The sequence below is a fragment of the Huijunlia imazamoxiresistens genome, assembly GCF_037132455.1.
Classification (GTDB): Bacteria; Bacteroidota; Bacteroidia; order Chitinophagales; family Chitinophagaceae; genus Flavisolibacter; species Flavisolibacter imazamoxiresistens.
In genome coordinates this window covers 21,433-44,048 of record NZ_JBBBEI010000027.1, presented here as the reverse complement: position 1 = coordinate 44,048, position 22,616 = coordinate 21,433, and the positions used below count along the sequence as shown (strand labels likewise).

Sequence of the window (22,616 nt, the reverse complement as noted above, 5' to 3'; positions counted from 1 at the left end):
CGGTCTTCCTTTTTGGGGGCCGGGGAATTATCCACACCGGAAATAAATCGGCGGGATCACCGTTATGGGTGCTGGTTTTCCATTTTTTCACCGGTGCCGTGAGGATATTTGTTTTATGAAAAGTCAGCTTTGTCTCCTGTTCCTGTTCGTTCTAAGCACTTCTTTGCAGGCGCAATATTCCTTTGCCGGCTATGACCCGAAAGCGCCTGCTTATGCGTATCGTCCTTATTCGGAGGACCTGCTCCCACCCGGCTATAAAAGGAAGCTGTACCAGAGGAACAAGGGTGCCATCATCGGCTTGCAAAAAGGGTCGTCCACCTTTTTTGAAATGGGCGTCGAAGCCCACTGGCGGAAACTCGCGTTGACCAAACCCATTATCACCGGCGCCACGGCAAATCTCGAATACAATTTCGGCAACCATATACTTGGGTATAAAGCCGGCTTATGGCGGAAAAGGGGCCGGATCAACCTGACTTATGGCGCCAACATCGCCTATTTTACCGACTTTGACGGTAACCACAAGTACGGGATCAACCCGGCCGTGGGTTTCCGCTTTCTGGGCTTCCACCTGATCAACGGCGTCAACCTGCTGGTGGGCGACAAGGAACTGGACAAGGTCAACACCCTCTACCTTTCCCTGCGCTATTACTTCCCCATTGAAAACAAGTTTACCTGGGACCGCAAAACGATGCGGAAAAAAGAAAAGGCCAGAAAGGAACGGGCGAAGGCCAAAGAAAAAAAGCGGAAGGAACGGGAGGAACGCATGGAGGAAAACCCCACGCTCTGGGACCGGGTCCGGAAGCCTTTTATTAAAAAGTAAAAAAACAGTTGCCGAAGGGCAAGCCCCTTCTTTATGGCTACAGTGCCCTTCCTTTTTTTCGAATAAGGCCGAATCACGTACCCCGGAATTGCATTCCGGGTAAGGACGCTTCGATCTGTTGTTACTATTTAGGATGAAGTGTACTTCCCCGGGAATGCAATTCCGGGGTACGTTGTCCCTCCGTGCTGTGAAAAGCTTCTGAGACCATAGAGAAAGACTTTTTGTAACACCCCCAAAGGAGGGCAACAGGAAATAAACGCAAGACATAACTGAGGCGACCCAAGTACCCCGGAATTGTATTCCGGGGAAGGGCGCTTCGACCTATAACACTTCAGGATGCATGCCTTTCCCTGAATACAATCCTTAGGTGCATGATCTTACCATAAATAGATGGTGCATGGCACTACAATTCCGGGGTACAGGGTCAGGTCTGTCAATAATCCACGGAAAATTCATTGATCACATTCCGTTCAATGAATACGGAGTCGCGGCATTCTTGGGTGATACCTGCCTTTCTTACTGTCCAGAAAATATGGGTCATTTGCCCGGCGACAGCCTGTGCGGTATTGATGCCGCAGACGTCCTTGCCGGTCCAGTAATGCCCCCCATTGGACGAGACGGTACCGCAGTTTTCTTCCTTACGGTCCCATGGGCCTCCTGCCTGAAAATTACGATAGCCGTTGCATCCAAATCCCCCGACAGTTAGCAGCGTTATGATTTTCCGTTCGAAAATTGAAACAGGCTGTAGTCGTGGGTATTCTTTACTTTGCCTTATTTTCCACCGCTTTCCTATCGGTATCGTATGAATAAAGTCATCTTGTTTTTGGCACTTTTAATTGATCTGGCTGGTGCCGCCCAGTCCTCCAAAGGTAAATGGACCAGTAAGGTTACGGGTAAGGAGATTGTGTATACCGCCACCGAAGCCCCTCACCCCCTGCGGGATTTTGCGGGCAAATACCCCACCGTGGTGTACCTGGAGCAGCTGCAGGTAAAAAAGATCGGCAGGAACAGCAATGCCAAAAACGTGGCCTGGTTGCTTGCCCAGGGGTACCGCGTCATCGAGCTGAAGTATGCCCACCATGCCAACACGATCAGCCCGAAGATCAATGAGGACATCGTTGCCATCAATGATTCCATTGCGGCCGGGTCGTTTTGCGGCTTAACCAATTGCTCTACGTTTCAATCCTACGTGCTGTTTGAAGGGTACCGCATCCGGCGCAACCTGCCTTACTTCAGGGATGATCCAACGGTCTACAACACCCCTGCGGAATATACTACGGGAGATTCCTTATACATGGACATTATCTACCCGGCAAATGCAGCAGTGGCCGTTCCCGTTATTTTATCGTTCTCGTATTCCAACAGCTATGCGACTTACGATGAAGCGAAAAAGATGCTCACGGATGTCAACAAGCACCAGCGGTTAAACCTGGGAAATAGCCTAGCCGGTTTCAACGATTCGTTTTTGGAAGGTGCGCCCGCCAACGGCATTGCCTGGGCCATAGCCGACCATCCCAAATACTGTCCCTGGGGAAAAGGAAAGCCTGCACAGGGGCCTAACGACACCTACAAATCCTACCAGACCAATCCCGATGCCGCAAGAAAAGTAAAATCTGCCGTTCGGACACTTCGTGCCCAGGGCGCCCGCCTGGGCCTGTCGGGTAAGATCGGCATCTACGGATTCTCGCGGGGCTCCACAGCCGGGTCACTGGCCATCGGCGATAAGTCCGTTCCGGACTTTGAACAGGCAGGTTTTCATACCGGCACTTCCGATAACGTGCAGGCCGCGGCCCTGGGCCCCGGCGTATTTGATTACACCCAGATCTATAATGTTTTGGGAGATGGGGATACGAACCTGGAGACCCGGTGCCCCTGGGCCTGGGGAAAGCTGGAAGAAAATAAAGCCTTATGGCAATCCATGGGAGCTGCCCACCTGGTTCAATCTTCCGCTACCGCTCCTGCCCTGTTTTTCTACAACACTTCCGATGAACGGTACTACCAGGACCAGGTAGCGCACTTCAAAACCAGGCTGGACTCTATAGGAGTGCCTACAAAGGAGCTGGTTAATTACGGCAACGGTCATTCCGTGCCGCAAACCGGCGAATCATTAACCAGCCTCTATACGTTCTTTAAGCAATACCTAAAGCCTCCGAAAATGTAAGGAATTATAACCAACGGGGCATACAGCCAATCAGCCGCATGCCCCTTTGATCTGTTCACACAATTGGTTAACCGAAATTACGTTTGGCCTTACCGGGTAACGATAAACCGGGTACCCGGCAGAGGATCCTTTCCTTTCATTTTCAGAAAATAGGTGCCGGAAGGTAGCTGGCCGGTTTCCAGCGAGGCAAAGCCCCGGAAGCGCAGGGTGCGGACCACCCGTCCGTTCTGATCCACCACCAGCAGCTCATAGGAGTCCGGCGAGCCGGAACGGATGCTGACCCTTTGGCCCCGTTCAACCAGGTTGGGATACACCCGGAAGGCAGGTGCGGCGGTCACCATTTCGGCTTCGGCTTCCGCCCTGTCGGCGGTAAGCGATGCCGCCCCTCCTATTTCCACCAGGAAGGAATCGGCAATGCAGCCGTACTCGTCCACTACGCTGTAGGCGGTGGTGGCGCCGGGATTCACCCGGATGCTGCGGGAGGTTTCGCCGGTGGACCATTTGTAATTGCCCCGCCAGGAGGCCGTTAACTGGGTGGCATGTCCCCGGGCTGCAGGCACTTCCACGCTCCTGTTGACGCTGTGCATGAGGGTGAAGCGGTCGGCCGTAGTACCGTCCATGCGCAGGAACTTTCCATCCAGGCGGTTTCCTTCCACTTCCAGGAACAACGAGCCGCCATCGGCAAAGGCAAACGGCTGCGCCTTGTGCGGAAAATCCTTCTGCACAGCGCTGTAAGCGCCCGCCGAACCCGCCACTACGTACACGATGCCTTTGTCTTTGCCCGGCCCCGCATAGGTAACATAGGGACAGGAGTTGGACGAGCCGTTGTATTTAGCCGAGGAGTTGCTGGTGGCATGCTTGGAGGCCTTGAAGCTGGAGGACTGGTCGTAATGGCCGCGCAGCAGAAAGGAGCGTTCGTAGTTGTGGCTGTGGGCGCCGACCACCAGGTCCACGCCGTAGCGCTCCCAGATGGGCACCACCCGGGCCCGGATCCGCTTCAGGGCGCCTTCGACATCACTGTCATGGTCGCCCTTGGAGTAAGGCGGATGGTGCAGGATCACCACCACCCATTCGCGGGTGTTGGCCGCCAGGTCCTTTTTCATCCACGTGGCCTGCTTGCCCGTGGTATCGTAGAGGTAACTATCATCCGACTCCATGCCGTACGAATCCAGGCAAAGCACATGGATGTTGCCCCAGTCTACGGAATAATAATTTTTGGCCCCTGAAGGCACCCCGCCGCTTTCGCCATTAGTAGGAAAGGTGAAATTTTTGAAATATGGAGCGGTGCGGGCCGTATTGCTGGTGGTGTGGTAGTCGTGGTTACCGGGGGCGGGAAAGAGCACGTGGTTGCGCAAAATGTTGGGGCTGTAGACGTTGAAAAAGTATTTCTGGAATTCGGCGTCCTTGCCGTCGTCATAGGCCAGGTCGCCGGGGATGAGCAGCAGCTCGCCGGGTTTATTGCCTACGTAATCCTGGTAGGCCTTCAGGGTGCCGGTCTGGCGGTTCCGGGCGTTCTGGCCGCAGTCGCCAAAAACGGCAATGCGGATGTTGCGGTTGGTGTTGGCCGGCGGGGCGGTGCGGAAAAAGTGGGTGCTGTCGCCCTGCAGGATGGAGGCAGTGGAGCCGAAGCGGTAATAATACTTCGTGTCGGGCTTCAGGCTGTCGATGCGCAGGATGTGCTCGACGGTTTTGGTGGCATCGGTGGCCGACAGGGTGTAGACGCCGACCTTGGTGCCCACCTCTATTTTGGAGTCGGTGGCCTTGTCGGTGCGCCAGCGCAGGGTGACGCCGGTGGCATTGCCCACCTGCAGGTAGGGGCCGCGGGTAAGCTCGGCACCATCGCCGCCCGGGTTCTGGGGCTCTTCCTCGCCGCTGCCCCCTTCCCCGTCATTTCCTCCCGGCGGCTGGGACGAAAGCATCGTGGCGGCCAGTTCCAGGTCAAAGAACATATCGGCACTGCTGTTGGTGGCCTGGTGCACTTCCACCGCTATGGTATTGCGGCCGGGAAACAGGATGCCGGCGGGCAGGGATTTTTTGACCGGGCTGGCCCCATCGCCTACCGCATGGTCATTGGCCTTCGTGGTATGCGTGATGACACCGCCGGGCATGTTGGTGCGGTACACCTCTTTGCCATTGATATAGACCACGGCGCCATCATCGCGTTTTACACTGACGCGGTAGCCGGTAATGCCCGCCGTGTCGGCTACGGAAAAGCTGTAGCGAAAGTAGGAGGTGGTATGCTTTTGGGATTTGCTGCCGCCATAGCCGATGACTTTTTCCTCCTCGCCGCTGCCATAACCCAGGGGCGCCCGGCCGGTTTTCCAGGCGGCATCCGAAAAAGAAGACTCCTTCCAAAGGGTACCCTGATCGCTACCGTTATCCAGGTATTTCCAGTTGGCTCCAAAGGGAACCAGCGTGGTTTGCGCCGGCAGTTGCCGGCCCAGCAGGAACAAACAAATAATTGTAAAGATCTTTTTTTTCATAAAAATAGATTTAGGTGAGGGGCTTCCTTGGTCCCGCCTGTTGAGAAGCAAGGCATTAAAGACCGTGTAGTGGGGATGCAACTCCTATGCAGTAATGCATGCCCTGGAAAAAGCGAAAAACAAGCGGAAGAAAATAATAGCCGTGCAGCGGTTTTTTCGCCCGCACAGATAGGTATTTCCACTGAATATCAAGACAAACACATGCACAAAGCATTGATGCTGAAGATTCTGCAAGAATTCTGAACCGAAGCGATTCTTCCTCGCTTCAAAGTCCCTCCAGAATTCAGATTTTCTTCAGAAAGAAAGGAAGGAAGAAGGGAGCCGGTTAAAAGCGGCCTTGGGAATAAAGGAAAAAAGCAGGCGCGGCAGGCGCAGGAACCGGCTATAACGAAAGCCCTCCCAACTATTTTCAGAATGTATGTTTACGTTTATACAGCAATAGGATGCCACCTGTCCGGAAGTGAAGAGACTTCCGGACAGGTGGCATCCTATTGGCGTATTATCTTTTCAGGGTGATGGCCCGACTGCTTTTTTTGCGGGGAAGCGATAAATGCGCTTATGCATCATCGTTATAACAGGAAGCGGTGGCCGGTACGGCGCCGGGCAACATGAAGGCAGGCAGGAAACTTTATTCTTCGTTCTATTGGCTTTGGTTCGGCCCCCTGTATCCACCGGGGGCCTTTTTTAGGCTGCAACCTACCAGGCGTTTTTCAGCCCGTCGTTGGTGCGTTCGGCCGCCACCACGTCGCCTTTATGCCAGTCGGGACTGTAGCGTACGAAAAACCACAGCCAGATAGTGCGGGACAGCCGCATCAACGGGGGCTGCAGGGCCACCAGCAGCAAGGCGTTGAAGCCCATCCACCAGAAAAAGCGGTTGTCGGCCAGCGACAGCCCGATGATCACCCACCAGGCCAGGAAGGAAGCCACGGTGACGGCGATGGCCAGGGCATAGCTCACATAGCCGGTGCCGTAATAAAAGCCCACTTCCATGTCGATGGACTGGCCGCAGACCGGGCAGTGGGCATTCATCTGCATAAAGCCCTTGAGCTGGTAGGCGCTTTGGTGCTTATAGAGCTTACCCCGGCGGCAGCGCGGGCATTTATGGGTGAGCAGGGAGGACAGCAGGGCGGGTTTTTCAGAATGGGTTTGGGCACACATAGCGGTAAATTTTAGGCGTGGATAAATTGTTTGCGGAACTCTTCGGGGGTCTGCCCCGTTTCCTTTTTAAAAAAGCGGTTGAAATAGCTGTTGTCCTGGAAGTTCAGGTCGTAGGCGATCTCCGTCACCGTCTGGCCGGCATTGGTCAGCAGGCGGCGGGCTTCCAGCAGCACCCGGTCGCGGATCACCTCGCCGGCGGTCTTGCCCAGCAGGTCCTGGCAAAGGGCGTTTAGGTGGTTGGGCGTCACGTACAGCAGCGCGGCATACTCTTTCGGCAGGCGCAGGAGGCGGAAGTTGCGGTCCACCAGCTTTTGAAAGCTGCGCAGCAGGGTGGCCTTTTGGGGCGGCACCGATTTGCGGCCGGCGGAGCCGCAGCGGCGGTCCACCGCGATAAAGAAGTCGAGCAGGGCCAGCCGTACCCGGTCGAGGCTGAAGGGGTCGCTGCCGGCGGCTTCCCCTAAAATCGTCTCCATCAGGGGGAACACCTGCCGCAAGCCGTCTTCCGGCAGCTGGCACACGCCCTCGGCGCTGTTGCCGCTGAAAAACGGGAAGCGTTCGAGGTAGTAGGGATCCTGCAAAAACGAGCGGAACAGCTGGTCGGAAAAGTGGATGATGTAACCGTCCACCTCGCCTTCGAAATGCCAGCTGTGCACTTGCCCCGGCACCATAAAGTATACCTGCCCCGGCTGCACGGCAAACCGCTCGAAATCGATGGTGTGGCTGCCCCGGCCGCGGGTAAAGAGCACCAGGTGGTAAAACGAATGGCGGTGGGGCCGGTGTAGGTGCTCCGTATGCCGCTTCAGGTAGGCGCCGAAGCGCTCCGCCAGCAGTTCCTGCCGCGGGTCCTTGCTCTCGCTCAGCGAGCAGAGGTCGTAGACCGGGATGGCTTCTTTGGGGGCGCTGTGGTTCTTTCTGTTCACCTTACAAAAATACAGCAGGGAAGCCCCGCCGGTATGGCACTGTTTGCCGCCCTTATGGTACTTTTTACCGGCAGAGCTAAAAAATGGCAAGAAAATTTCACGGTATGCGTAAAGAAGCAACCGATGCTGGGAGCGCTTACTGCCTGGATATTGTCGCTGGCTTTCATACTGGTCACCCTGCTTCCGCTGGTCCGGAACGACTATTGGACTTTCCGCATCCTGGAATACCCCCGTTTCCAGAAGCTGGTGCTGGGCGGCATCTGCCTGGCCCTGCTGTATTTACTGCGTCCGCAGGTGGAAGGTGCCTTTCCTTACCTGTTTGGGGTGTGCGCCGCCTGTTGTGTGTACCAAATTGTAAAAATATTTCCCTATACCACCCTGGCACCGAAGGAGATGCTGCGGGCCCGCGAGCTGCGGCCGGAGGCCGCGCTGAAAATTTTTACCGCCAACGTGCTGCAGAGCAACCGCAAATTCGACAACCTGCTGCAGCAAATAGGGCAAACCGGCCCGGACCTGGTTTTTTTGGTGGAAACCGACCCGCTATGGGCGGAAAACCTGCAGGTCCTGGATAAAGACTACCCCTTCAGCATCAAGCTGCCCCTGGACAATACCTACGGGCTGCTGTTCTACAGCCGCCTGCCGCTGCGCCATTCGCGGGTGCTGTTCCGTACCGATCCGGAAGTGCCGTCGATCGAAACGGAGGTGCAGTTACCGGCCGGCCCCTGGGTAAAGGTGTTCGGCCTGCATCCCAAGCCGCCCGTACCCGGCGAGGCCCTTTACTCCACTGCCAAGGATAAAGAGCTGATGAAGGTGGCCTTTGCCGTGGAGCACGAACAGGAACCCTGCGTGGTGATGGGCGACCTCAACGACGTGGCCTGGAGCCATGTGACGCGGCTGTTCCGCAAGGTGAGCGGCCTGCTCGACCCGCGCCGGGGGCGGGGCTTTTACAGCACCTTTTCGGCCAACAACCCCCTGATGCGCTTCCCCCTGGACTATATTTTCTGTTCGTCCCATTTCGGGCTCGTCCGCATGCAGCGCCTGCCCCACAACGGGTCGGACCACTTTGCCATGTTCATCCATTTGCAGTACCACCCCGTCTTTGAGCGGGTACAGGACACCCCCGAAGCCAGCGCCGAAGAAAAGGCCGAGGCCGCCGATAAGGCCACCGACACCGTTCCGGCCGACTCATAGGCAAGCGCACTGCGCTCATCGAAAAAGCCGATCGGCTAATCGGCTAAAAGCCAATATTTTTGCGCGGTAATTTTTCGTTCATCATCTATTCAATCCAACGCATGTCCCGGATCGTCCTGAGCCTGTCGCTGCTGGTGGCCCTGTTTGCCCTGTTGAGCCTGACCACCCTGCAGCCCAAATCTTTTGAAGAAGTCAAAAAGCCCAACATCATCGTCATCCTGGCCGACGACATGGGGTATTCCGATATCGGCTGCTTCGGCTCGGAGATCCGCACCCCGCACCTTGATGACATGGCCCGCAGCGGCCTGAAGCTGACCCAGTTTTACAACGCCTCCCGCTGCTGCCCCTCCCGCGCGTCGCTGCTCACCGGGCTCTACCAGCACCAGGCCGGCGTGGGCGATATGGTGAACACCCGTCCCCAGCCCGCTTACCAGGGCTACCTCAACGACAGCTGCGTCACCATCGCCGAAGCTCTGAAAGCCGGCGGCTATGCCACCTTCATGACCGGCAAATGGCACGTGGGCGAAAAACGGCCCCACTGGCCCCTCGACCGCGGCTTTGACCGTTATTTCGGGCTCATCAACGGGGCCAACAGCTATTTCAGCCTCCGCCCCTACCGCCCCCGCCAGAAGCTCACCATCGCCCTGGACAACGAAGAGTTCGTGCCCGGCAAAGGCTTTTACTCCACCGATGCGTATACCGACTACGCCCTGAAATTTTTGGAAGGCAACCGCAACAGCAACAAGCCCTTCTTCCTCTACCTGGCCTACCAGGCGCCCCACTGGCCCCTGCACGCCCTGCCCGAAGACATCGCCCGCTACCGCGACCGCTACGCCAAAGGCTGGGACGCCCTGCGCCTGGAGCGCTTCCGGCGCATGCAGCAACTGGGCGTGCTGGACAAAAACGCCCAACTGTCGCCCCGCGACGAGCACGTGCCGGCCTGGGAAACCGCTTCCAAAGAAGTACAGCACGACTGGCAGGAAAAGATGGCCGTTTATGCCGCCATGGTGGACCGCATGGACCAGAACATCGGCCGCCTGCGCCAGTGGCTGCGGCAGTCCGGCCAGGAGAAAAATACCCTGGTGGTGTTCCTGTCCGACAACGGCGCCTCTTATGAAAACGTGGACGGCCCCGGCTTCACCCCCGAAATCCTCGAAGCCCGCACCAAACCCGCCTCCGACTCCTCCTCGTTCACGGCTTATGCCTATCCCGGCGCCAACGTCAGCAACACGCCCTTCCGCTACTACAAGCACCTCGTATACGAAGGCGGCATCGCCACGCCCTTCGTGGCCTCCTTCCCGGGCTTTATCCGGCCCGGCCGCTCCAGCAGCCAGCCCGCCCACGTGGTGGACCTGATGGCTACCTGCCTGGACCTGGCCGGCGTGGCCTATCCCCGCACCTTCCAAAACCGGCCGGTGAAGCCCACCGAAGGCATCAGCCTGAAGCCGCTGCTGAAGGGCACCGCCTGGAAAGGACACGACGCCCTCTTCTGGGAACATGAAGGCGCCCGCGCCGTGCGCCAGGGCAACTGGAAGCTCGTATCGCTTTATCCCGAGAACGTATGGCGGCTGTACGACCTCAAAACCGACCGCTCGGAACTGCGCGACCTGGCCGCCCAAAAACCCCAAAAGGTGCAGCAGCTGGCCGCCCTGTACGACAGCTGGGCCACCCGTGCCGGCGTCATTCCGTTCAAACTCATTGACAGGGGGGAAAACTGATGAAAGCACGTTGGATTCTCTGGCTGTTGCCGCTGCTCCTGGCCTGTGCCGGGCACCAGGCCCCGGGCAAAGCCACGCCGGTGCCCGAGGGTATGCTGCTGCTGCCCGCCGGGGAATTGCACTGGGCGGGCGAAGAGCGTACGAACGGGCTTCCCATCGCTTCCTTCCTGCTGGACCGCACGCCGGTGACGGTGGCCCAGTTCGGCAAATTCGTCAGGGCCACGGGCTACGTGACGGAGGCCGAAAAAGCGGGCAGCGCCGGCGTGCTGGACCCGGGCAAGGGCGAATGGACCCTTGTGCCCGGTGCCTGCTGGCACCATCCCCTGGGCCGGGGCAAGGCGCCGGCAGGGGCCGACTACCCCGTGACACAGGTGAGCGGGCGGGATGCCGAAGCCTACTGCCGCTGGGCCGGCAAGCGGCTGCCGACGGTAGCGGAATGGGAATACGCCGCCTCGGGCAACGGCCGCGTCACCACCCGCTATGCCTGGGGCGACGAGCTGGTGGTCAACGGCCGGTACGCGGCCAACGTCTGGCAGGGAAAATTCCCGGAAAAGAATACGGTAGCAGACGGCTATGCCCTAGCCGCCCCGGTGGGTATTTTCGGCAAGACCACTACGGGCCTCACCGACATGGGCGGCAACGTGTGGCAATGGACCGCCGACTCCACGGCCACGGGCGACCGCGTGCTGAAGGGCGGCTCCTTTCTCTGCGACTCCACCACCTGCAACAATTACGGCATCGCGGGCTTTACCACCTCCTCCCCGGAAACGGGCCTGTTCCATATCGGCTTCCGCTGCGCCAAAAACATCCACTAAGAGAAAAAGAGGGAAAAGAGACGAAGAGAAAGACGGCTTTTCCGGTGAAAAATGTCGCAATGACCACACTGACTACCAAGATCCAGTACCACCCTTTTGAAACGGGCGAGTTTACCGATGAAAGGGGCCGGACCTTATCCGACACCATAGACCTGATCCGGCAATTTCCCTGGAACGACCAACGGGCCAACAGCACCGTCGGCCTTACCGGTCCTTCGGTAACCATCGAAGGAAAACACGGCGATTACCTGAGACTGTCACCTTATTACCATGGGAAGTATGTCCTGCATTACTTTGACGCCGGGAAAAGGCTTTTTCTGAAAAGCTTCCACCAGCTTTCGGAAGCTGACCCCTACCTGGAGCGCTTCTTTGCCGCACCTTCTTTTGACCCGGGGGACTTTCGAAAGGAAAACACCTGGCCCCGGCGCCTCCTGCCGCATTTTATCAGTCGGGACTTTCACTACAGGGTTACCCCGGCCGTTGCCTGGAAGTACCTGTGGTCGACCTGCGGCCTGATCCTTGGTCTTTGGTTGTTCATGATTTTTAGCTTTCTGAATGTGGGCCGGGACCACTACGAGTGGGGCATCTTGATGGTCCTGGCCCCCTACCTGTTTCTGGTTGGTACGCATCTGCGGTTATTTTGGAACTATTACCGGTATGCAAAGGACAAGCTACTCATCATGTCCAAGGGAAATGAGGTCTTTTATTTCGGAACCCGGGACAACCCCGTCCGGTACCATAAATCCGATATCGCCCGTGCCACCTTTTGCCGGATAAAACACGGCAAAAGTTCGCTGGCCGCTTTTTCCCTGGTGGAATTGTACCTGAAAGACGGTACTGAATTCAGCCTTCCTAATATCCTGATCCCTGATTTTGAGCTGAGCGCTAAATTAGAGGGCATCGCCCGGGTCACCGTGCACGGCTATCCCCTGCTGCGGCACTGATGCCGCCGGGTTACGCCCGTTTCAACGCCACGCGGCGGCGCTTTTTCCGGGACCGCCTGACGAGCCCCAGGGCCAGGTTGACAGGATAAAGCAACTGCACGGCCAGGAAGGCCGCCAGCACCAGGGGCGGCAGGTGAATGGCGCGCAGGAAACCGTACACATCGGAAAAACTCTCGGCCTCCTCGGGCGTCCGCCCCAGCCCGCTTCCAAACAAATTCAACAGGAAATAAAGGACGGTAACAATGGTCAGGACCACATGAACCCAGGAAAGGACCCGCGCATACAGGTACTTCCGGGTGAGCCGGTACAACAGCCAGAACAACAACAAAGCCGTACCCGCGGAGCCGAACGCCAGGAACGCGTCCATGACCACCAGGCTGTCCTGCAGCCGGATATCCACGGGCCGCTGGGCGTCGAAAAAGGAAAACAGGATCAATACAAGCCCGCTGATAAAAAGCCAGGTGTAGGATTTCGAAAACAGTTTCATAAACAGAAATTTCCAGGTGACCGTAAAGAGGTCTGGGCTCCATTAGCGGGTGACCGGCCTGTCCGTCGACAGCAGGCAGGCTTCGTTCGATGGGGCACAAATGTAGAAAAAAACCCTCTACAAAATTCGCCCGCCCCGGCCGGTAGCCGACGGGCGAAAGCCACCTTCCCGACAGAGGTCGGCGGCTTACGGAACCGAACAATTACCTTTGCCCCGGAAAAGAAACCGGAGGCAATTTTACGTTTATGAAGAGAAGGCATTTTATCAAAACACTGGGAGGCCTGGCCGGGATGGGCCTGGCGGGCGGACTGTACGCCTGGCAGATCGAACCGTTCTGGCTGGAATTCGTGCGCCTGCCGCTGCCGGTAAAAAACCTCCCGGAGCATCTGGCCGGCAAGACGCTGATGCAGATCAGCGACATCCACGTCAGCAAACTGATCAACCGTTCCTTCCTGCTCCGCTCCTTTCAACGGGCAGCGGCGCTGCAGCCCGACTTCGTGGCGTACACCGGTGATTATATCAGCATCGTAGACGGCCATGTTCCCTACCGCGAGCTGGATGCCGTGCTGCAACATGCCGTGAAAGGAAGGCTGGGCACCTTCGGAATCCTCGGGAACCACGATTACGGGATCAACTGGAAGCAGCAACAGGTAGCGGACAACATTTCGGACCTGCTGCACCGCCGGGGCGTTATCCTGCTGCAAAACGACCAAAAAGAAGTTTCCGGCCTGAACTTTATCGGCCTGGATGATTTATGGGGGATCAACTTCGCCCCGTGGCGGGTGATGCAGCGATACGATCCCTCCAAAGCCAACATCCTGTTGTGCCACAATCCCGATGTCTGCGACCTGGACGTATGGAACCGTTACGAGGGCTGGATCCTGGCCGGGCACACGCATGGCGGGCAATGCAAACCGCCCTTTCTCGAACCGCCGGTGCTGCCGGTCCGGAACAAACGATATACCGCCGGCAAATTCGACCTCGCCGCCAACCGTACGCTCTATATCAACCGGGCCCTGGGCCACACCGTGCAGGTGCGGTTCAACGTCCGCCCGGAAATCACCCTGTTCGAGCTCCAGCGGGCATAACCTTTTCCGCCGGCACTAATTCCCCTTCACCACTACCTCGTACTGCGGTACCACGCTCATCTCCCGGATCTCCGCCGCGATCCGGTGCAGCAACGGTTCGCGCACCCCGGGTTCGAAGTAGATCTGCTTGTCGTCGGTCAGCGGGGTCACCAGCATCACCAGCTCCCGGGCGGCGGGGCCGCCCGCCAGCTGCCGCAGCGAAAGGGTGGCCGGCAGCCCGCAATAAAAATCATCCTGCACCAGCTTTTTATCGAGGTAGGCAGCATAGGTATCGCCGCGGTAATCCACCTTCAGGAAGGCGTCGGACAATCCCTGCAGCGCGTTGGCCGGCACAGTTGCCCGCCAGTACCGCACCTGCGGCAGGGCCTGCAACTCCGCCCCGTACAGGGGCATGGAGACCAGCGAAGAGGTATCGTAGATCGTCATCAGCGCGGTGTCGCGGTGGATGCGTTCGTCCTCGTAAAATCGTACAGCGATCTTCCGCTCCGGCAGCACGGTGGCATAGCGGGTAAAAATGCCGTTGGCGTCTTTCTTTACGACGCCCTTGCTGAAGGACACTTTGGCCGGGGCGGGATAAACCGACAGGCTGAAGGCCGGCGAACCGGTGCTTTGCAGGCGGACGCCTTCCGGAGAAAAGACCAGGTCGCGGTCGCTCAGGAACAGCCGCTGGGCACCCCAGGCCGCTCCCTTCCAGCAATGCTCCGCCTGCTGGTGGGTCAGCGTCAGCACCCTCACCCGGCTGCCGTTGGCCAGCCGCAGGCGCATCAGGCAGGAAGTGCCCGGCGCCGTGACAGCTACCCGGGTGGTGGTGCTGCGGCGGGCGGTAGTGCCGCCGGTTACCTGGATCTCCTGGATGTTTTTATGGGCAAACACATATTCGGGAAGCAGGCCATCGGGAGCAAAAAATACGTACAGGGGCTCCGCTCCTTCCAGCTTGCACAGGGGCTGGGCGGTGGCATACTGCAGCAGGGCGCCCCCCAGGTCGAAGTTGAACGGCCAGATCGCCTGGACGCCGGTTTTGATCGACACCTCGTTCTCGGGGAGGCCGAGGATGTTGCCGTCCTTCAGCTTCATGAGCAGTTGCACGTCCTTCTGGCTGGTGGTGGCCACCTGCCGCTGGTAGTTGTTGATAAATACGAATCCCCGGCCCTGGTCGTCGGCCCGCACCGCCCAGCGCAGGGTGTTGATGTCGTCGGGCCCCGAAGGCTTCTGGTCGGGGAAAGAGGCATAGGTGGGGGCCAGCCGGTCGCCAAAATCGTTGAGGAACAGGTGCAGCGTTTTAAATCCCCGGTACGAAGGCCGCACTTCGCCCCACTGGCCCAGGGGGGAAAAGAAGTCGTAATTGATGATCGGGTAGTCGTTGGGATAGCGCGTGGCTTTCGACTCCTGCAGGGTAGAGTTTTTGCCCAGGCCATTGGAGCCGCCATGGAACATGTAGTAGCCCATCAGGTTGGCACCCGAGCCGGTTTTGGCATAGGCCATGGCCACCACGTCGGGAGCGGCAATGAGGGGGCGGCGGTGGTAGGTCACCTGGTTACCTCCACCCATTTCCGCCGTGGCATAAGGGTACTGGTAGCCGGAAAAGTTGGTGGTATCGGCGGGGGCATCGCCGAAAATGTCGTTGCCGATGGTGCGGTCGACCCGCAGGGGGCCGAAGAGGTAATTTTCCGAAAGCGGCAGGCGGGTGGTGCGCTTGTCCCAGGGCGCCTCGGGATAGCCGCCCCAGACGGGGATCAGCTCGCGCTGGCGCGTATCCGAGCCGGGCCAGCCGGTGGCCGTATAATAAGGCACGTCCATGCCGGCAGCGCGGGCCATCCTTTTAAGGGTCAGGATGTGGTCGAGGCCGGCCGGGTTGTTGAAGCGGAATTCGTTTTCGATCTGGGCGCCGATCACCGGGCCGCCGTCTTTAAAATACAGCCCCTGCAACTGTCCGTTGATTTTTTGGAAAAAGCGGTCGACATAGGAAAGGTAGGTGCTGTCGTTCCGGCGGACGGCCGTTTTCTTCAGCAGCCAGTCGGGGAAGCCGCCGTTGCGCACCTCGCCATGGCACCAGGGGCCGATGCGGGCGAACAGGTAGATGTGGTGGCGGGCGCAGAGTTCGGCAAATTCCCGCAGGTTGCGGTTGCCGGTCCAGTCCCAGGCGCCCTCCTCCTCTTCGTGGTAGATCCAAAAAACGTAGGTGGCGATGACGTCGATGCCGGCGGCCTTCATTTTCAGGATGGATTCCTCCCACTGCTCGCGGGGGTAGCGCGAAAAATGGAATTCGCCCATGACCGGGAACCAGGGTTTGCCGTTGCGGGTAAAATACAGGCTGTTGGCGTCGAGCACTTCGCCCCCGGGGCTGCGGTTGGCGCCCAGTTTCAGGTGACCCGTCAGGATGCGGGGCACGCCGCCCGAAAGGTCGATGCTGTAGGTGCCCTGCGGCGGCCTTAAGCCGGAAAGAACGGCCCAGGCCAGGCAAAGAACAGCGAAAAGTACGGAACAATGTTTCAGCCACTTCATATATGCAGAGTTAATCCAATAAAGGGGATGGGACAAGATACAAACTAGCGGCAGAAAAGTTGGAGGTTTGTCGTTTGTGGTTTGTCGTTGGCGGAACGGCCTGAAAAAATTGTGCATAAAAGCGGCGCCACTTGCGTGCCGCTGCCGTTTTTTTATAAGTTTGTACGCGTCCGTTTTCAAAACCAACTGCTTTATCATGAATCATTCTGAAATCACTCCTCCTGCGGAAGCGGAGGGAATACTTGCCTCCCTGCTGCACAAATGCCGGCAACTGGCCCCCTTCCGCCGGTACTACCTCGTCTTCTTCCTGTATGCGTTGCCCTTCCTGTTCCTGGCGCTTTTTATCCTGGACGAGTACACGCTGAACAAGACCGGCATGTTGTTCTGGCTGCTGTTCCTGGTAAGCCCGGTTCCCTGCGGCACGCTGGGATTTGTGCTGGGCCTCACGGGCTGGATCAGGGCCCGGAAAAAGAAAAGCCGGGTGAATAAGGTCATTGGAATGATCGCCATGCTGCTGGGAGCCGGCGGCCTGATTGCCGGCATCTTCGGCATCCTCCTCATCATTGTGGTGATCAGTTAAACCTGCCCGCTCCCAACAAAAAGGCGTAGCCCTTACGGCCACGCCTTTTCTATAAACAAAAAACTAAATAATGCATTCACCACTTCCGAACCGAACTCAGGAACTTTGGAACTCTGGAACTTCTCAGACCACCCACTCCTGCCGTTTCTCCTTAAAGTGGATGTCGCTGAGGCTGCGGAGGCGTTCGGCTGCCCATTCGGGAGTAACGTCGCGCTGGGGGTTGGCCAGCATTTCGTAGCCCACCATGAATTTTTTGACGGTGGCCGACCGCAGCAGCGGGGGGAAGAAGTGCATGTGCCAGTGCCATTCGGGATGGTCGCCGTCGTTGACGGGCGCCTGGTGCATGCCCGCCGAGTAGGGAAACGAGATCTCGAACAGGTTGTCGTAGCGGGCCGTGAGCTTTTTGAGGAGGTCCGCAAAGGCGGTCTTTTCTTCCGGGCTGAACTCCTGGATGTTGCGGACATGCCGTTTGGAAACGATCATGGTCTCGTAGGGCCATACCGCCCAGAAGGGCACCAGGGCCACGAAGTGTTCATTCTCCAGCACGAGGCGCTCCTTTTGTTCCAGCTCCAGCTGCACGTAGTCCGACAGCAGGCTGCGGCCCTTTTCGTCAAAGTACTTTTTCTGCTGGATAGTTTCCTTGACGACCTCCAGCGGGAGGGAGGAGGAGGCCCAGATCTGCCCGTGGGGGTGCGGGTTGGAGCAGCCCATGATCTCGCCCTTGTTCTCAAAGATCTGGATGTATTTCAACGAGGGGTCGGCCGAGAGGTCGGCGTATTCCTGCTGCCACAGCTCGATCACCTTTTCGATGCCTTCCTGGGACAGCAGGGGCAGCGTCAGGGAGTGGTCGGGTGAAAAAGAGATTACCCGGCAGGTGCCTTTTTCGCTTTGCGCCTGCAGCAGCCCGCCCACGTTGAGGGCGCCCGGAGGGGCGTCGGGCAGCAGGGCGGCAAAGTCGTTGGTGAATACGAACGAATCGGTATAAGCGGGGTTCTGGCTGCCGTCGGCCCGGCTGTTGCCGGGGCAGAGGTAGCATTTGGGGTCATAGGAAGGGCGGTCGTCGGGGGGCACGCTCTCCACCTTCCCCTGCCAGGGCCGCTTGGTGCGGTGCGGCGACACCAGGATCCATTCGCCGGTAAGCAGGTTCAGCCGCGTATGGGGGTGTTCCTTCGGATCAAATGCCTGCATATGCTTCGGATTTGATGACGGAGGTACCTTCTTCGATGCGGGCCACGATGGGGGTCAGTTCCAGGCCCGTGGCGGCCTTGTATTCTTTGGAAAGGCGCTCCACCAGCGGCTGGATGGCTTCTTCCCGGATGAGGTTAATGGTACAGCCGCCGAAGCCGCCGCCCATCATGCGGGCGCCCAGCACCGCCGGGTTGTCCTTAACGGCATCCACCAGGAAGTCGAGTTCTTTGCAGCTCACTTCGTATTCCTGCGACAGGCCGTAATGGGTCTGGAACATCTTTTTGCCCAGGGCGGCCACGTCGCCTCTTTTCAGGTCTTCGCAGCCTTCCAGCAGGCGGATGTTTTCTTCCACCACGTATTTGCAGCGTTTGTAGATCAGCTCGTCTTTGGGCAGCACGTGCTGGATCAGCATTTCGGGGGTCACGTCCCGCAGGCTTTTCACTTCGGGCTGGTGTTCCTTTACCCAGGCCACGCCCTGCTCGCACTGGCTGCGGCGGGTGTTGTATTCCGAGGAGGAAAGGGAGTGTTTTACGTTGGTGTTGAGCAGCAGCACGACGATGCCGGCCATGTCCAGGGGTTCGTATTCGTATTCCAGGGAGCGGCAGTCGAGGCGGATCACGTGGCCGGCTTTGCCGAACATGGAAGCGAACTGGTCCATGATGCCGCAGAGTACGCCGGCAAAGGTATGCTCGGCTTTCTGGGCCATTTTCACCATCCGCATTTTATCGATGCCCAGGCCGAACAGCTCGTTCAGGGCGTAAACGGTGGCGCATTCCACGGCGGCGGAAGAGGACAGGCCGGCGCCGATGGGCACGTTGCCGTCCAGCACCAGGTTGAAGCCGCCAACGGCCAGTCCGGCTTTCTGGAATTGGTCCACCACGCCCAGGATATAGTTGGGCCAGCCTTTATCCGAGGGCTGGATGGCGTCCAGGCCGGCTTCAAACGATTCGGAAAAGTCTTCGGCGTAGAGGTGGATGCGGTTGTCGGCGCTCTTGCTGACGGCCACGTAGATGGCCTTATCAATGGCGGCGGGCAGCACAAAGCCTTCGTTGTAGTCGGTATGCTCGCCAATAATATTTACACGGCCGGGGGAACGGACGATCAGGGGTTCGGCATTAAATTGCTCCTTAAAGCGGTTTTGAATGCGGGTCACATCGTATGACTGTAACATCGTTTGAGGGTTGTTATAATTTGAAATGGGGTTTGCTCGTTCATAAATCATCCCTGGGCAGGCAGGGTGGCCCCTTGCAGCGCCTGCTGCCCTGCCGCGAAAATATGGGAATTGCCGCAGAGCGGTGCAATATTAAGCGGAAGGGAGCGGAACCCCAAGGGGCAAAATGGCTTAAAATGGGGGTAAACTCATCCACATATCCATTCAGAAGGACTCTGACCTAACCCATAAACCCGTAAACTGGTAAACACGTAAACTCCGCCGCCCCGGCGCCGGACAGCGCTGAAATTTTACCGGAAAATGTTAAAATTCAGCGGGCGACCCTTCGCTTTGGCGGGATTTTTTCTTTACAAAACGCGTCGGCAACCGCAGGCGGAGGGCATGAAAAAAGGACGCATCCCAGGAAAGAAGGCCGGCCTGCTTTTCCGCTCCCGCTGAAATCCTATACGAAAAAAAAATTGTGGCCATTTTGGGGCCATTTTCGTTCCTGCTTTCCTATATTACTGACGCGGCAAAGCGTTGTTCCCGAACGGGAAGTTACTGGTACCGGCAATAGAAAAAGGGAAGCGATTATTAAACTCATCATATGCATAAGGTGTATTTACTTCTGCGCAACAACCGGCAAAGCGGGCCCTACAGCCTCGAGGAGCTGCTGCAGGCAGGCCTCCGCCCGATGGACCTGATCTGGATCGAAGGGAAAAGCTCGGGCTGGTCGTACCCGTCCGAGATCGAAGCGCTCCGCCCCTACGTGCCGGCTGGGTCTTCGCCCGCCTCCGGTCCCGCCCAGCCGGCAGCCCAGTCGCCGGCGGCTGCCGTTGCGTCGCGGACCAACACCCCTCCGGCCGGGGGCAAAAAGATCCACGTGATCCTGCCCGGCGGCAGGACGCAGCCGACCGCACCGGCCGCATCGGCTCCTGCCCGCAGCCGGGAGACCTCGCCCGAACGGGAACTCGAGCGCAAGGCCGAGGAGCTCCGCCAGCGGGCCCAGGCTTATAATGCCACCCGGACGGAAGCCGCCCCTGCGGCCGCTGCGGCAGGCGCCGCCCTCAGTGCCCCGGAGGACAAGGGTACGCTGGAAATGAAATACGCCCGCCCGATCGAGGAAGTGGAAGAAGAGTATACCGACTGGGTTTTTGCCCAGAAGTCGCGGAAGAAACGGCTGCCCATCCAGGAGATCGGCACCCTGCTGATGGTGGTGGTGCTGCTGGCCGGCGGCTTCGTGGTGGTGCGTTCGCTGCTGGATAAAAACAAGGAACCCGATTCCGCCACTGTGGAAGCCATCCCTTATACCGAACCGGCACCCGCCCCGCAACAGGAGGCCGCCCCTTCGGAAGACCAGGGCGCTTCGGAAGTGCCCGCGTACTATGATGAAACCACCCCGGCTTCGCCCCAGGGCAACGGTAACCTGCCCGGCGCTGCCGCCGGCAATACGGCCGCTGCCGCCAAAAACATCGATAACAAACCCGCCGCCGGGCCGGAAGCCCAAAAAGCAGCCCCGGTGACTGCCGGCGTGAAAACCCCGGCCAACGCCCGCCCCGAGCCGAAGGCCGCTACAGGATCCGCAGAGCCGGCCGCCGCCCGGACCGAAAACAAAAAAGAACCCGCGAATGCCACTGCCGCTTCCGGGGAAAAGAAAACCCTGGGCCAAAAGCTCGACAATTTCCTGGGCAAGTTCAAGCGGGATAAAAAAGAGGAAGCCGTAGTAGCGGCTCCCCGGGAAGCCCACCCACCGGCCGCCGGCAGTGTTAGCCCGGCCACCGAGGAACCCGCCCGGCAGGAACCCGCAGTGCCGCTGAGCGAAATGGTGGACCTCACCTCCAACCAGGCCGCCGGTGACGGCTGGATGATGGGCGTGCAGGGACTGAAGCTCACCCTGCACAACCGCAGCAGCCAGACCGTTCAGAATGCGGCCGTGGAAGTGCGGTATTACAATGACCAGAACAGCGTAGTCAAACGGACCACGGTCCGCTTCGGCAATATCCCGGCGAAAAAGTCCGGCACCGTTGCCGTTCCCGACGAGCGCATTGCCGACCATGCCGATTTCCGGATCGTGTCGGTCAGCGGGGCGGAATAGCCTGGAAACAGCTATTCCAAGCCGGCTTAAAGGAATAATAAACCCAAAACGCGACAAAAACTTCTTGTAAGGCGCCACTTGTTTAAGGCGCTTTTTCATAAGCCCACAGGCAACTCCTCTGTTTTGCCTGTGGGCTTCTTTATTACCTACGTTATATTAACTTTAGCCGCCTAACGGAAATGAGCTGTGCCTCAGGTGGCGAAGCTTTGACCGGCTCCCAGGAAAACTTGTGCCTTTTTCGATTCGCGTATTGGGTATTTAATTTAGTGAAGATGAGTTTCCGGTATAAAGGATTGGGATGCATATGACAGGAACTGAAAATAAGAACGGAATTAAAGTAATCAAAGACTATTCAGGGGTTGGACAGGACAGAGTAGTATTTAAGATGAAGGTTGAGCGCAAAAAGTCCGAACCGCGAACATCTGCTCTTGCTCCTTAAAGCTGTTTATGGCAGTGCTTAAGCCGAAACCGGTAAAACGTTAGCCGAACTTGGTCGGTCTTTTCTGAATTTAACCAGATAATTTTGTTTCTGTATAATCAACTGCACATGAGACGTATTTTAGGTTATTGCATCTTTACCGTTTTGTTCTTCACATCCTGCGGTTCCCAACATCCGGGTGAAACAAAACCCACACTTGCTTCCAATTTTTTGAACATCACCGATAACGAAGACAAAGGAATTAAAGAGATTACCGGGCTTTATGGCGGCGAATGCGAATATGGATTTTCCAAATCCGCCGGGATTAACAAAGAGACAAAAAACGCATTTTGGTTAGAAGTCCGGAAAAGCCGAACAATCGACAACTCCAAAGTCCACCCGGAATTAATTGGTTCCAATATAGCCTATCTCTTTTATCGAAATCTGAAGGACGGCGAAAAAGACAAGTACACCGAAATCCAAGTGAAAGCAAAACGAACGAATGGCGAAACTTTTGATTTCACTTTTCCGGTTTCCGAACTCGAACTTGTAACAAGACGAAGAGCGGTCGTAGAGCAAATTTATTCTTATGTCAAGAACAGGGACTTTAAGAACTTAGGGGACCATATAGAAACAGTCCCCGCTATTACACAAACATCACCGGAGGAAATGGTTAGCAACATAAAGCAGGCTGAAATTAGCTTTGGAGCAACAAAGGAATTAGTCCCCTACGGTTTTCGTTTCATTAAATCCAATGACGGACAAGAGCTTCTTTATTTTGCCGGAATTATGTTAAGAGAAAAGGAAAATGTCAAAAATCCCTTTATAGTACTTTTGGATCCAAAAGCCAATGATGACAAAATTTACGCACTCAACTACGATTTTTAAATAAACGTCC

General features: G+C 57.5%; 17 protein-coding genes. 10 read left to right on the top strand and 7 right to left on the bottom strand.

Features of this window, described 5'->3' with window-relative positions:
* The first annotated feature begins 115 nt into the window (after positions 1–115).
* A complete protein-coding gene (locus V9K67_RS22675) occupies positions 116–820 on the top strand; it encodes a hypothetical protein (RefSeq protein WP_336726565.1) in 705 nt (234 codons plus the stop codon).
* A gap of 802 nt (positions 821–1,622) precedes the next feature.
* Positions 1,623–2,981: an alpha/beta hydrolase family protein gene (locus V9K67_RS22670; protein WP_336726562.1), complete on the top strand. Its 1,359-nt coding sequence runs from the start codon at positions 1,623–1,625 to the stop codon at positions 2,979–2,981.
* Positions 2,982–3,070: 89 nt separating this feature from the next.
* Here V9K67_RS22670 and V9K67_RS22665 read toward each other — a convergent pair whose 3' ends face one another.
* The 3 genes from V9K67_RS22665 to V9K67_RS22655 form a co-directional block, all read right to left on the bottom strand.
* Positions 3,071–5,464: a metallophosphoesterase gene (locus V9K67_RS22665; protein ID WP_336726560.1), complete on the bottom strand. Its 2,394-nt coding sequence runs from the start codon at positions 5,462–5,464 to the stop codon at positions 3,071–3,073.
* Between the two features lie 696 nt (positions 5,465–6,160).
* The gene (locus V9K67_RS22660) at positions 6,161–6,622 is read right to left on the bottom strand and encodes a DUF983 domain-containing protein (RefSeq protein ID WP_336726558.1); all 462 of its coding nucleotides are present in this window, start codon (positions 6,620–6,622) and stop codon (positions 6,161–6,163) included.
* An 11-nt stretch (positions 6,623–6,633) separates the two neighbouring features.
* On the bottom strand, positions 6,634–7,542 hold the full coding sequence (locus tag V9K67_RS22655; RefSeq protein ID WP_336726555.1) for an AraC family transcriptional regulator: 909 nt from the start codon (positions 7,540–7,542) through the stop codon (positions 6,634–6,636).
* 123 nt (positions 7,543–7,665) lie between these two features.
* Between V9K67_RS22655 and V9K67_RS22650 the strand changes: the two genes are divergently transcribed.
* The 4 genes from V9K67_RS22650 to V9K67_RS22635 all read left to right on the top strand — a co-directional run bounded on the left by V9K67_RS22650 (position 7,666) and on the right by V9K67_RS22635 (position 12,210).
* Complete coding sequence (locus V9K67_RS22650) at positions 7,666–8,733, top strand: endonuclease/exonuclease/phosphatase family protein (RefSeq protein WP_336726552.1); 1,068 nt, start codon at positions 7,666–7,668, stop codon at positions 8,731–8,733.
* A 101-nt stretch (positions 8,734–8,834) separates the two neighbouring features.
* On the top strand, positions 8,835–10,451 hold the full coding sequence (locus V9K67_RS22645; protein WP_336726549.1) for an arylsulfatase: 1,617 nt from the start codon (positions 8,835–8,837) through the stop codon (positions 10,449–10,451).
* Positions 10,451–11,266 carry an SUMF1/EgtB/PvdO family nonheme iron enzyme gene (locus V9K67_RS22640; protein WP_336726547.1) on the top strand — a complete coding sequence of 272 codons (816 nt, stop codon included), beginning with the start codon at positions 10,451–10,453 and terminating at the stop codon, positions 11,264–11,266. The genes V9K67_RS22645 and V9K67_RS22640 overlap by 1 nt, the downstream gene beginning before the upstream one ends.
* Positions 11,267–11,325: 59 nt before the next feature.
* Complete coding sequence (locus V9K67_RS22635) at positions 11,326–12,210, top strand: PH domain-containing protein (protein WP_336726545.1); 885 nt, start codon at positions 11,326–11,328, stop codon at positions 12,208–12,210.
* Positions 12,211–12,220: 10 nt separating this feature from the next.
* Here V9K67_RS22635 and V9K67_RS22630 read toward each other — a convergent pair whose 3' ends face one another.
* On the bottom strand, positions 12,221–12,697 hold the full coding sequence (locus V9K67_RS22630) for a hypothetical protein (RefSeq protein WP_336726542.1): 477 nt from the start codon (positions 12,695–12,697) through the stop codon (positions 12,221–12,223).
* Between the two features lie 245 nt (positions 12,698–12,942).
* Here V9K67_RS22630 and V9K67_RS22625 point away from each other — a divergent pair, with 245 nt between their 5' ends.
* Positions 12,943–13,785 (top strand): metallophosphoesterase, encoded by an 843-nt coding sequence (locus V9K67_RS22625; protein ID WP_336726539.1) that lies wholly within the window; start codon positions 12,943–12,945, stop codon positions 13,783–13,785.
* A 15-nt stretch (positions 13,786–13,800) separates the two neighbouring features.
* On the opposite strand, the gene V9K67_RS22620 is transcribed toward V9K67_RS22625, so the two are convergent.
* Positions 13,801–16,287, bottom strand: a complete 2,487-nt coding sequence (locus tag V9K67_RS22620; RefSeq protein ID WP_336726536.1) for a beta-galactosidase — start codon at positions 16,285–16,287, stop codon at positions 13,801–13,803.
* Between the two features lie 196 nt (positions 16,288–16,483).
* Between V9K67_RS22620 and V9K67_RS22615 the strand changes: the two genes are divergently transcribed.
* Positions 16,484–16,867 carry a hypothetical protein gene (locus V9K67_RS22615; protein WP_336726533.1) on the top strand — a complete coding sequence of 128 codons (384 nt, stop codon included), beginning with the start codon at positions 16,484–16,486 and terminating at the stop codon, positions 16,865–16,867.
* 123 nt (positions 16,868–16,990) lie between these two features.
* Here V9K67_RS22615 and V9K67_RS22610 read toward each other — a convergent pair whose 3' ends face one another.
* Both V9K67_RS22610 and galK read right to left on the bottom strand, forming a co-directional pair.
* Positions 16,991–18,055: a UDP-glucose--hexose-1-phosphate uridylyltransferase gene (locus V9K67_RS22610; protein WP_336726531.1), complete on the bottom strand. Its 1,065-nt coding sequence runs from the start codon at positions 18,053–18,055 to the stop codon at positions 16,991–16,993.
* Positions 18,042–19,226 carry a galactokinase gene (gene galK, locus V9K67_RS22605; protein ID WP_336726529.1) on the bottom strand — a complete coding sequence of 395 codons (1,185 nt, stop codon included), beginning with the start codon at positions 19,224–19,226 and terminating at the stop codon, positions 18,042–18,044. Before galK ends, V9K67_RS22610 begins: the two co-directional genes overlap by 14 nt.
* Before the next feature lie 586 nt (positions 19,227–19,812).
* Between galK and V9K67_RS22600 the strand changes: the two genes are divergently transcribed.
* Together V9K67_RS22600 and V9K67_RS22595 are read left to right on the top strand one after the other, a co-directional pair.
* Positions 19,813–21,300, top strand: a complete 1,488-nt coding sequence (locus V9K67_RS22600) for an FxLYD domain-containing protein (RefSeq protein ID WP_336726527.1) — start codon at positions 19,813–19,815, stop codon at positions 21,298–21,300.
* Between the two features lie 547 nt (positions 21,301–21,847).
* Positions 21,848–22,606, top strand: coding sequence for a hypothetical protein (locus tag V9K67_RS22595; protein WP_336726524.1), 759 nt, complete (start codon positions 21,848–21,850; stop codon positions 22,604–22,606).
* Positions 22,607–22,616 lie beyond the last annotated feature (10 nt).

What these genes read in the sequence shown, in the direction of transcription:
- V9K67_RS22610 (WP_336726531.1), bottom strand. Translation starts at nt 18,055, where the DNA reads ATGCAGGCATTTGATCCGAAGGAACACCCCCATACGCGGCTGAACCTG.
- V9K67_RS22665 (WP_336726560.1), bottom strand. Translation starts at nt 5,464, where the DNA reads ATGAAAAAAAAGATCTTTACAATTATTTGTTTGTTCCTGCTGGGCCGG.
- V9K67_RS22645 (WP_336726549.1), top strand. Translation starts at nt 8,835, where the DNA reads ATGTCCCGGATCGTCCTGAGCCTGTCGCTGCTGGTGGCCCTGTTTGCC.
- V9K67_RS22635 (WP_336726545.1), top strand. Translation starts at nt 11,326, where the DNA reads ATGACCACACTGACTACCAAGATCCAGTACCACCCTTTTGAAACGGGC.
- V9K67_RS22660 (WP_336726558.1), bottom strand. Translation starts at nt 6,622, where the DNA reads ATGTGTGCCCAAACCCATTCTGAAAAACCCGCCCTGCTGTCCTCCCTG.
- V9K67_RS22600 (WP_336726527.1), top strand. Translation starts at nt 19,813, where the DNA reads ATGCATAAGGTGTATTTACTTCTGCGCAACAACCGGCAAAGCGGGCCC.
- V9K67_RS22670 (WP_336726562.1), top strand. Translation starts at nt 1,623, where the DNA reads ATGAATAAAGTCATCTTGTTTTTGGCACTTTTAATTGATCTGGCTGGT.
- galK (WP_336726529.1), bottom strand. Translation starts at nt 19,226, where the DNA reads ATGTTACAGTCATACGATGTGACCCGCATTCAAAACCGCTTTAAGGAG.
- V9K67_RS22650 (WP_336726552.1), top strand. Translation starts at nt 7,666, where the DNA reads ATGCTGGGAGCGCTTACTGCCTGGATATTGTCGCTGGCTTTCATACTG.
- V9K67_RS22630 (WP_336726542.1), bottom strand. Translation starts at nt 12,697, where the DNA reads ATGAAACTGTTTTCGAAATCCTACACCTGGCTTTTTATCAGCGGGCTT.
- V9K67_RS22615 (WP_336726533.1), top strand. Translation starts at nt 16,484, where the DNA reads ATGAATCATTCTGAAATCACTCCTCCTGCGGAAGCGGAGGGAATACTT.
- V9K67_RS22620 (WP_336726536.1), bottom strand. Translation starts at nt 16,287, where the DNA reads ATGAAGTGGCTGAAACATTGTTCCGTACTTTTCGCTGTTCTTTGCCTG.
- V9K67_RS22625 (WP_336726539.1), top strand. Translation starts at nt 12,943, where the DNA reads ATGAAGAGAAGGCATTTTATCAAAACACTGGGAGGCCTGGCCGGGATG.
- V9K67_RS22595 (WP_336726524.1), top strand. Translation starts at nt 21,848, where the DNA reads ATGAGACGTATTTTAGGTTATTGCATCTTTACCGTTTTGTTCTTCACA.
- V9K67_RS22675 (WP_336726565.1), top strand. Translation starts at nt 116, where the DNA reads ATGAAAAGTCAGCTTTGTCTCCTGTTCCTGTTCGTTCTAAGCACTTCT.
- V9K67_RS22640 (WP_336726547.1), top strand. Translation starts at nt 10,451, where the DNA reads ATGAAAGCACGTTGGATTCTCTGGCTGTTGCCGCTGCTCCTGGCCTGT.